Raw genomic sequence first — 8115 nt, 5'->3', positions numbered from 1 at the left:
TCATGATTCTTACCGTTCCTCTCGGTACGGCTTACACAGACCATCTGACACGCCCGAGAGTGTGGCCCCTTGAGCTGGCCCGCAAGTAGCCAATGTCTCTGGTTCGGCGCACGGGGTTCGCCCCTATCTCCGCGAGCCAGAAGGAATGGCCGCTTCAGCGCCCCGTGAAGTAGCCGAAGTCTCTGGCTCGGCGAACCAGAAGGAACGGCCCCTTGAGCCCGCCCGCAACTAGCCGAAGTCTCTGGCTCGGCGGCACGGGTCCCAGCACCCGCCGAATTGCCCCGTGCCGTCGATTCCGGACACAGTGGGAGCATGACCGAGACCTTCTCCGCCCAGGACCACGACGACCTCGACCGCCTCCTCGACGCCACCGGAGGCATCCCGGACCCCGCCGACCTGCACGAGTCCGCGGACGCCGCCATCGAGCAGGTCCGCACCTGGCTCACCGAGGCCCGCGGCCACAAGGCCGACTTCGCGGCCACCCAGCTCGCCGGCGCGCTCAAGGAGCCGGGCGGCCTGGACTTCATCGTGCGCTTCGTGGACCACGTGGTGCGCCCGGAGGACCCGGCCATCGCCGCCCGGGCCCTGCGCGAGCTCGCCCAGGAGTCGCCGCAGTTCCTGCCGCCAGCCCTCAAGGCCGTGTTCGGCGTCGGCGGACGCGTGGCCCCGATGCTCCCGCACGTCGCGGTGCCCACCGCGCGCCGCGTGCTGCGCCAGATGGTCTCCCACCTGATCGTGGACGCCCGGGACAAGCAGCTCACCAAGGCCATCGCCTCCCTGCGGGACGAGAAGACCCACCTGAACATCAACCTGCTCGGCGAGGCCATCCTCGGCAAGGGCGAGGCCGACCGCCGCCTCGAGGGCATCGCCGACCTCGTCCGCCGTGACGACGTGGACTACGTGTCCGTGAAGGTCTCCGCCGCCACCGCCCCGCACGCCCCCTATGCCTTCGACGAGGCCGTGCAGGAGATCACCGAGCGCCTCACCCCGCTGTACCTGTTGGCGAAGGAGAAGAAGACCTTCATCAACCTGGACATGGAGGAGTACCGCGACCTCGACCTCACGCTGAACGTCTTCACCGAGCTTCTCTCCCAGCCCGAGCTGAAGGACTACCCGGCCGGCATCGTGCTGCAGGCCTACCTGCCGGACGCCCTCGCCGCGATGATCCGCCTGCAGGAGTGGTCCGCCCGCCGCGTCAGCGACGGCGGCGCCCCGGTCAAGGTCCGCGTGGTCAAGGGGGCGAACCTGCCGATGGAGCAGATGCAGGCGTCCCTGATGGGCTGGTCTCTCGCCACCGTGCCCTCCAAGCAGGAGGCGGACACCAACTACAAGCGCGTCCTGAACTACGCCCTCACCAAGGAGCACGTGGAGAACGTGCGCATCGGCGTGGCCGGGCACAACCTCTTCGACGTGGCCCTGGCCCACCAGCTGGTCAAGCGCCGCGGCCTGTCCACCGAACAGCCCAGCGGTGTGGCGGAGGCCGGCGGCATCCCGCCGGAGGTCGAGTTCGAGATGCTCCTGGGCATGGCCACCGGCCAGGCCGAGGCGGTCAAGAAGGACGTCGGTTCCCTGCTGCTCTACACCCCGGTGGTGAAGCCCGGCGAGTTCGACGTGGCCATCTCCTACCTGGTCCGCCGCCTGGAGGAGGGCGCCTCCTCCGAGAACTTCATGTCCGCCGTGTTCGACCTGGACTCGGACCCGGAGCTGTTCGAGCGGGAGAAGCACCGTTTCCTCGCCTCCCTCGAACAGATGGACACCGAGGTCCCGGTGCCCTCCCGCGGCCAGGACCGCTCCCGCCACATCGACGGGGACACCCCCGCCCCCGTGGACGGCTTCGCCAACACCCCGGACACGGACCCGTCCCTGCCGGGCAACCGCGCCTGGGCCCGCCGGATCCTCGAGGCCATCCCGCACTCCACCCTCGGCACCGAGGCCGTGGACGCCCACCGCGTCACCACCGCCTCCGGCGCCGAGGACGCCATCGCCCGCGCGGAGAAGGCGGGCAACGCCTGGCGGAAGCTGACCGGCGAGCAGCGCGCCGAGGCCCTCGACTCCGTGGGCCGTGCCCTGCACGCCGCCCGCGCCCGCCTGCTCGAGGTCGCCGGCTCCGAGACCGGCAAGGCCCTGGACCAGGGCGACCCCGAGGTCTCCGAGGCCGTGGACTTCGCCCACTACTACGCCCGCCTCGCCCGTGGCCTGGACCAGGTCGAGGGCGCCCGCGCGATCCCCGTGAAGCTCACGCTCGTCATCCCGCCGTGGAACTTCCCGGTGGCCATCCCGGTCGGCGGCGTCATGGCCGCCCTGGGCGCCGGCTCCCCGGTGGTCTTCAAGCCCGCTCCGCAGTCCGAGCGCACCGGCGCCGTGGCCTGGGAGCACATCATGGAGGGCCTGCGCGCCTCCGAGGCGTTCGCGGCCGACGGCCCCATGGCCGGCATCGACCCCGAGGACCTCGTCCGCCTGGTCACCATGGCCGACGAGGACGAGAAGGAGGTCGGCACCGCGCTGGTCACCCACCCGTCCGTGGAGCGCCTCATCCTCACCGGCGGCTACGAGACCGCCCAGCTGTTCAAGTCCATGCGCCCGGACCTGAACCTGCTGGCCGAGACCTCCGGCAAGAACGCCCTGATCGTCACCCCGTCCGCGGACCTCGACCTGGCCACCGATGACGTGGTGAACTCCGCGTTCGGCCACGCCGGCCAGAAGTGCTCCGCCTCCTCCCTAGTGGTGCTCGTCGGCTCGGTGGCCACCTCCGAGCGCTTCCACCGCCAGCTCCTGGACGCGGCGCGCTCCCTGCACGTGGCCTACCCGGACGACGCCCGCGCCCAGATGGGCCCGGTCATCGAGGAGCCGGGGGAGAAGCTGCGCCGCGGCCTCACCCAGCTCGAGCCCGGCGAGTCCTGGGCCCTGCAGCCGAAGCAGCTGGACGAATCCGGCCGGCTGTGGAGCCCGGGCATCCGCTACGGCGTGAAGCCGGGCAGCCACTCCCACCTCACCGAGTTCTTCGGCCCGCACCTGTCCGTGATGACGGCCAAGGACCTGGAGGAGGCCGTGGAGATCGTCAACGCCGTGGACTTCGGCCTCACCTCGGGCCTGCACTCGCTGGACCCGGACGAGATCGACTACTGGCTGCAGCACGTCCGCGCCGGCAACCTCTACGTCAACCGCGGCATCACCGGCGCCATCGTGCGCCGCCAGCCGTTCGGCGGCTGGAAGCGCTCCGTGGTGGGCGCCACCACCAAGGCCGGCGGCCCGCACTACCTCCACGGCCTCGTGCACTGGGAGGACGCCCCGACCTGGCTGACCAACCCGGAGTCCTCCTCCGGCGCCGACGGCGAGCCGAACGTGGACCCGTCCTGGCTGCACACCGCCCAGAAGCTGGACGAGCAGACCTGGACCACCGTCTTCGGCCCGGACCAGGACATCTCCGCGCTGCGTGCCGAGCGCAACGTGCTGCGCCACGTGCCGACCCCGGTGCTGGTGCGCTGGGAGCACGGCCCCGCCGAGCACCTGCTGCGCGTGGTCTCCGCCGGCCTGCGCGCCGGCGCCCCGATGACCGTCTCCATCAACCCGGTCCCGTCCACCGAGGAGGGCGACGCCTCGAGCATCTCCTCCGAGGGTGTCCGCGGCCAGGTGGAGCAGCTGCGCCGCGAGTTCCAGGGCACCGAGCTCGGGGCCCCGGTGGACATCCACGTGGAGCCCACGGGCGAGTTCCACCGCCGGGCACAGCAGCTCGCGGAGGTCCCGCCGACTGCCGAGGGCGGCGGCGACGCCCGCATCCGCCTCATCTCGGACTGGGTCGGCGACCGTGCCGGCGCGCTGGCGGCCAAGCGTGCCCTCCAGCACGCGCTGGGCGGCACCCCGGACGTGGCCGTCTACGCCGGCCCGGTGGTCTCCGCCGGCGAGGTGGAGCTGCTGCCGTTCGTGCACGAGCAGGCGATCTCCATCACCGCCCACCGCTTCGGCACCCCGGACCACCTCACGGACGGGATCCTCTGATCCGCACGGATGCTCCGGCTGGCCGCGGGCCGTCTCCCTCCCGGGAGGCGGCCCGCGGCGTGTCTCGGGGCGCCTGCGGTGCTGCCCGTGCCGCGTCCGGGGGACTGCCGGCGACGCCCCCTCCACCCGGGAGTTACTCCCCGGTAGCATGGTGTCCATGCACCTGATCTTCCGCACCGTCGCCACCCTGCTGAAGTCCCGCCGTCGCAGCCGTGTCTCCCTGTGGGAGCCCACGTCGGTCCCGCTGCGTGCTCTGCTCACGGACGTGGACATCGCCTGGCACATCAACAACGGGCAGTACTTCGGCCTGTTCGACCTCGGCCGCTTCGACCTCATGGACCGCTGCGGCCTGTGGAAGGAGTCCCGCAAGCGCGGCTGGCTGCCGGTGGTGCAGGCCGAACAGATCGCCTTCCGCCGTTCCGTGGAGTTCGGCCAGAAGTTCTCCGTGGACACCCGTTTCCTCGGGTTCGACGAGCGCTCCATGTGGCTCGAACAGCGGATCGTGGTGGACGGGGAGGTCTACGTCCGCGGCTACATCTGCGGCCGCCTGCGCGCCAAGGACGGCCGCCCGGTGAGCAATGAGGAGATCGCGGACGCCGTGCGCTCCCTCGGCCACGACCCGGAGGGCGGCCCCGGCATCCCGGAGTGGCTCCACGAATGGCGTCGGAACATCGCCCTGCCCTCCTCCCGCACCCCCGTGCCCCACACCTGGTGAGCCTTCCCGACGACGGCCCCGCCGCCTGTCGGGGCCGGCTCGCCGGCCGCTGCGGCCGGCCCGCCGGCACGGTGATGCCCGACACGCCCAGGAGGCGACCGTCGTCGTGAACGAAACGCCACCGGCGAGGCCCCGCATGCGGCTATGCGGGGCCTTTCCGCGCCCGTCCCGTGGACGAAGTGTCCACGGCGGAGACGGAATGTGAGGGGAACGTCCGTCGGTACTGTCATTCCACATCCTGATACGGCACGATGTTCGGGTGAACAACAGATTTCTCGTCATCGCCGCGCTGTCGCTCGGGGCTCTGATCGTGGTTCTGGTGGCCTCGCTGGGCAACGAAGCCTGGTGGTTCCTGGCCGTCATCCTGGTCGCCCTGGCCATCCTGGGCATCTGGGACTTCACCCAGCGCCGGCACGCGATCCTCCGCAACTACCCCATCCTCGGCCACTTCCGGTACCTGTTGGAGTCCATCCGCCCGGAGATCCAGCAGTACTTCATCGAGCGCAACTTCGACGGCAAGCCGTTCGACCGCGACACCCGATCGCTGGTCTACGCGCGCTCCAAGGGCCTCGACAACCACAAGGCGTTCGGCACCGAGCGTGACACCGGTGAGATCGGCTACGAGTTCCTCCTGCACTCGTCCGCCCCGGTGAACCCGCCGGCCGAGCCGCCGACGGTCCGCATCGGCGGGCCGGACTGCAGCCAGCCGTACGACATGTCCCTGATGAACATCTCCTCGATGTCCTTCGGCTCGCTCTCCGCCAACGCGGTGCGGGCCATGAACAAGGGCGCCGGCATGGGCGGCTTCGTCCACGAGACCGGCGAGGGCGGCCTCACCAAGTACCACCGCGGCAACGGCGCCGACCTGTTCTGGGAGATCGGCTCCGGCTACTTCGGCTGCCGCAACGAGGACGGCACCTTCAACGCGGACAAGTTCCGCGAGAAGGCCATCCTCCCCGAGGTCAAGGGCATCACCATCAAGATGTCCCAGGGCGCCAAGCCCGGCCTGGGCGGCATGCTCCCGGCCTCCAAGATCACCGCGGAGATCGCCGAGGCCCGTGAGATCCCGGAGGACAAGGACTGCCTGTCCCCGGCCTCGCACTCGGCGTTCTCCACCCCGCGTGAGATGGTGCAGTTCATCGGGCAGCTCCGTGAGCTCGCCGACGGCAAGCCGATCGGCATCAAGTTCTGCGTGGGCTCCCGCGTGGACGTGCTGGCCATGTGCAAGGCCATGTGGGAGGAGCGCATCGCTCCGGACTTCATCATCGTGGACGGCTCGGAGGGCGGCACCGGCGCCGCCCCGCTCGAGTACTCCGACCACATCGGCACCCCGCTCACCGAGGGCCTCATGCTCGTCCACAACGCGCTGGTCGGCACCGGCCTGCGCCACATGGTGAAGATCGGCGCCGCGGGCAAGATCGCCACCGGCTCGGACATCGTCAAGCGCCTCATCCAGGGCGCGGACTTCACCATGTCCGCCCGCGCCATGATGATGGCCACCGGCTGCATCCAGGCCCAGAAGTGCCACACCAACGAGTGCCCGGTGGGCGTGGCCACCCAGGACCCGCGCCTCATGCGCGCCCTGGACGTGGAGGACAAGTCCGCCCGCGTGTACAACTATCACCGCCTCACCGTGCGCGAGGCCGTGCAGATCATGGCGTCCATGGGCGTCACCGACCCGTCCCAGCTGAACACGCGCATGCTGCGCCGCCGTGTGGACCACCTGAGCACCCGCTCCTACGCGTCCATCTACCGCTGGATCCGCCAGAACGAGCTCCTGAACGCCCCTCCGGGCGGCTGGGACATCGACTGGGAGGAGGCGGATGCCGACCACTTCGGCGAACATGCCCCGATCCAGTACCTGAACGACCACAACCCGGAGTGGCGTTCGGAGCTGCTCGTCACCCCGACCCAGCGCGCCCAGGCGAATGCGGCCGAGCGCCGCGCGTCGGCCGCCGCGGAGGAGGCGCATCCGTCGACCTCCCCGATGCCGCGCGTGACCCAGCTGGCCGAGGGCCAGTCGCTGTACGACTACTACGGCAACGGAGTCACCGGCCAGCGCGCAGTGGAGGACAGCCGCAGCACCTCGGCTGCCGGCGGCTCCACTGCTGCACAGCAGGCCCCCGTCCGCGATGAGACCGCCGAGCATCCGCACGACGACGAGCACACGGAGCCGTACGCCGCCGGCCCGTCCCAGGACGATCACGGCAACCGCCGCATCGAGGAAGGCGACGAGGACACGAGCCGTGGCACCACCGAGACCGTGGAGGGCGGCGACCGCCCCGAGGGCCGCGCCTGACCCCGAGGTCGGCGCGTGACCCCGAGGGCCGCGCCTGACCCCGAGGGCCGCGCCTGACCCCGCGGACCCGCCGCGGTCCTGACACGAGCCGGCCCCGGCAGACCAGACGGTCTGCCGGGGCCGGCTCTTCCGTGTGCGGGTGGGACCGTCAGCCGCCCTGGCGCTCCTCGCGGCGGCGCTGGAAGGCGGCGAAGGACCGGTAGCCGAGCGCGCCGAGGGTGGCGACGCTGACGAGCAGCACGGCGATCAGCCACCCGGGCGCCTGCCCGACGCGGGCCAGGAGCGGACCTCGCTCCGCCCAGTCCATGGAGGAATCGTCCGTCTCGCCCTCGGAGAGGATGCTGCGCAGGTCCTCGGTCTGGTCGCCGGAGGCCTGCGGCTTCACCAGCTTCTCCTTCTGCGCGTGCTCGAGGGCGGCGAGGGCGTCGTCCTCGAGGAGACGGCCGGAGTTCTGCAGGCCGGACAGGGCGCTGTCCGAGGCGTCGCGCAGGGTGCTGTTGCGGCTGGAACCGTCGTTCGAGCCGAGGGACGCGGCGCCCTGGGCCTCGGTGGCCCCACCGGGGGTCGGCGCAGGGTAGAAGTCCAGGTCCAGCGGCTCGCCGGACGGGGACATCGCGCCGTCTCCGGGGGTCCCGGAGGCCTCGGGGCTCGGGGCGTCGTCCGTGCCGGGGCTCGGGGCCGGAGTCCAGGAGTCGTCCTGGCCGTCGGCGGACGGCGACGGGGTCCAAGAACCGGGCACCTCGGAGGACGGGGCCGGCGTCCGGGTGCCGGGCGCGGTCGAGGATGGGCTGCCGGGGCCGTCAGGGGCCGAGGAGGCGTGCGGGGTCCACGGGGTGGACAGCGGCGGGGTCGGACTCGGCGACCGCGGGGTGTCGGACGGGCTGGGCGACCTCGGGGTGTCGGACGGGCTGGGCGTCGGGTCCTTGGTCGGGTCGTCGGACGGGCTGGGCGTCGGGTCCTCGGTCGGGCTCGGCGTCGGTTCCTCGGACGGGGTGGGGTCCTCGGTCGGGTCGTCCGACGGGCTCGGAGTCGGGTCGTCGGAGGGCGAGGGGGACGGCTCGCGTGACGGGGAGGGGCCTTCGGTGGGGTCGTCCGACGGGCTCGG

3 protein-coding genes and 1 pseudogene are annotated in these 8115 nt (G+C 71.6%); 3 read left to right on the top strand and 1 reads right to left on the bottom strand.

Annotation, left to right across the window (positions count from 1 at the left end):
* The first annotated feature begins 312 nt into the window (after window positions 1–312).
* The 3 genes from FM125_RS08370 to FM125_RS08360 all read left to right on the top strand — a co-directional run bounded on the left by FM125_RS08370 (window position 313) and on the right by FM125_RS08360 (window position 7010).
* A complete protein-coding gene (locus FM125_RS08370; protein ID WP_087134291.1) occupies window positions 313–3996 on the top strand; it encodes a bifunctional proline dehydrogenase/L-glutamate gamma-semialdehyde dehydrogenase in 3684 nt (1227 codons plus the stop codon).
* Window positions 3997–4153: 157 nt separating this feature from the next.
* Window positions 4154–4711, top strand: a complete 558-nt coding sequence (locus FM125_RS08365) for an acyl-CoA thioesterase (protein ID WP_067189694.1) — start codon at window positions 4154–4156, stop codon at window positions 4709–4711.
* Window positions 4712–4970: 259 nt separating this feature from the next.
* Window positions 4971–7010, top strand: a complete 2040-nt coding sequence (locus FM125_RS08360; RefSeq protein ID WP_087134290.1) for an FMN-binding glutamate synthase family protein — start codon at window positions 4971–4973, stop codon at window positions 7008–7010.
* Window positions 7011–7158: 148 nt separating this feature from the next.
* Here the strand turns inward: FM125_RS08360 and FM125_RS12005 are convergent.
* Window positions 7159–8115: pseudogene (locus FM125_RS12005) on the bottom strand (hypothetical protein); the annotation flags it as partial.

The sequence above is a fragment of the Micrococcus lylae genome (genome assembly GCF_900163825.1).
In the GTDB taxonomy this organism is placed as follows: domain Bacteria; phylum Actinomycetota; class Actinomycetes; order Actinomycetales; family Micrococcaceae; genus Micrococcus; species Micrococcus lylae.
This window is presented reverse-complemented; position numbering and strand designations above follow the sequence as displayed.